Source organism: Polaribacter sp., from assembly GCF_965656025.1.
GTDB lineage: Bacteria > Bacteroidota > Bacteroidia > Flavobacteriales > Flavobacteriaceae > Polaribacter.
This window is the reverse complement of sequence record NZ_CBFHJT010000125.1, coordinates 1-2537: the sequence shown is the minus strand read 5'-3', so window position 1 is coordinate 2537 and position 2537 is coordinate 1. Positions and strand designations below refer to the sequence as shown.

Annotated in this window: 1 protein-coding gene; it reads left to right on the top strand. The window is 31.3% G+C overall.

What is annotated here, in order from left to right:
* Positions 1–2532, top strand: a 2532-nt coding sequence (locus ACTG3S_RS14240) for a glycoside hydrolase family 78 protein (protein ID WP_439129996.1), incomplete at its 5' end; no start/stop codon positions are given.
* Between the last annotated feature and the right edge of the window lie 5 nt (positions 2533–2537).

The window sequence follows — 2537 nt, the reverse complement described above, 5'->3', positions numbered from 1 at the left end:
AGTCAATTGGTAAGTTTTCCAAATAACAATTTAAAAAACGAAACAAAGTATTTCTGGAAAATAAAAATATGGAATCAAGATGATGAAGCATCTAGCTGGAGCGAAAAATCTTTTTTTAGATTGGCTCCAAAAACTTCTAGTTTAAATCCAACTTGGATTGGCGCAATAACAAAAGCCGATAGTCATTTACCGGAGGGCAGAAAATATCATACAGCTACGTTTAATAGAGCAAAAAAGGATTCTATTATCAATACTTCAGATCCGTTGTCAAGACAAAGTATTTTACTTCGAAAATCATTTTCGGTATCAAAAAAAATAAAAGAAGCTGTGGTTTATGTTTCTGGTTTGGGACATTATGAGTTATCATTAAACGGGGAAAAAATTGGCAATAGCGAGTTTGCACCACTTTGGACAGATTATGACAAATCTGTAAATTATAATATTTACGAATTAAAAAAAGATCAGTTTAAAGAGGATAAAAATGTTGTTGGCGTTGTTTTAGGAAACGGAATGTATAATGTTTTAGAAAAAAGATATTCGAAGTTTTTTGTGAGTTTTGGTCCACCAACCTTGTTTTTAAAATTAAAAGTAACTTTTGATGATGGTTCTGAACAAATTATAAATACGGATGATACTTGGAAATATTCCAAAAGTCCAATTACGTATAATAGTTTGTTTGGTGGTGAAGATTACGATGCAAATTTAGAACAAGAAGGTTGGGATACATCAGCATTTAATGATTCAAATTGGAAACCAGTTGTGTTGCAAGAAGCACCAAAAGGAACTTTAAAAGCGCAACAAGCACCACCTGTTTCTATTCAGAAAAAATATGAGGTAAAAGAAGTTAAAGAACCAAGTGAAGGCACGTATGTTTTCAATATGGGGCAAAATCTATCGGGTTTTCCAACGATAAAAGTAAAAGGTGAAAAAGGTCAAAAAATTACACTTTGGGTTGGTGAAGGTTTAAAAGAAAACGGAACTATTAGCCAAGGGCGTTCTGGTAAACCTTATTATTTTGAGTATACTTTAAAAGGAAATGGTATTGAAGAATGGCAGCCAAAATTTAGTTATTACGGCTATCAATATATTCAAGTAGATAGCATAAATTACAAAGAAGAAAAAAATGCTGAATTACCAACATTATTAGATGTTACCTCAAATTTTATTTATAATGATGCTGGCGAAGCGGGAACTTTTGAAAGTTCTAACGAAATTTTCAATAAAGCACATGAGCTAATCAATAATGCAATTAAAAGTAATTTTCAAGCGGTATTAACGGATTGTCCGCATCGTGAAAAATTAGGTTGGTTAGAAGAAGCACATTTAAACGGTCCTGGATTAATTTATAATTACAATATGGAAACGTACATTCCTAGCATCATGAAAAATATTGAAGATGCACAACGTGAAAACGGAATGATTCCAACAATTGCTCCAGAATACGTAATATTTGGAGGTGATTTTACAGATTCTCCAGAATGGGGCGTATCAGGTGTTATTTTACCTTGGATGTATTACGAATATTATGGTGATGATCGTTTGATAAAAGAGTATTATCCAGTAATGAAACGTTATATCGATTACTTAACCTCCAAGTCAGAAAACTATATTTTATCTTATGGTTTGGGTGATTGGTATGATTATGGAGAACATAATGCAGGGTATTCAAAAAATAGCCCAATTGCCTTATCTGCCACAAGTCACTATTATTATGCAGCTCATTTGTTTGCAAAAGCGGCAAAGCATTTAAAGAAAACTGAAGATATTTCAAAATACGAAACGTTAGCTTTAGATATAAAAAAGGCATTTAATACCAAGTTTTTTAATAAACAAACCAAACAGTATGGAACAGGAAGTCAGTTTAGTAATGCTGTTCCCATTTTTATGGATATTGTAAATCCTCAACATAAAAAAGAAGTAATGAACAATCTTTTAGAAGATGTAAAATCTAGAGGATATAGACTAACTACAGGTGATGTTGGTAACCGTTATTTATTTCAAACATTGGCAAGAAATGGTGAGAATGAAACCATGTATAAAATGAACAATCATTATGATACACCTGGTTACGGATTTCAAATTAAATTTGGACTCACCACACTTACTGAACAATGGGATCCTAGAAAAGGAAATTCTTGGAATCATTTTATGATGGGCCAAATCGAAGAATGGTTTTACAGAAGTTTAGCAGGAATTGTTCCTGATTCAGAAAATCCAGGGTTTAAACATTTTTTCATTCAACCAGAAATTGTGGGAGATATGACTTTTGTAAAAGCAAGTTATAAATCACTTTATGGAAAAATTGTTTCTGAGTGGGAAGTTAAAAAAGATGTGATAGATTTTAAAATAGCAATACCAGTAAATACAAATGCTACTGTTGTTTTACCAGTTGAAAAACAATCAAAAATAACTATAAATGGTACCCCTTTAGAGAATTTTAAAAATTTAATAGAAATAAAATCAAACACAGATAAACCTACAATTGTCTTAGGTTCTGGCACTTACCATATAGAATGTTTTTTAAATAATTAATATAA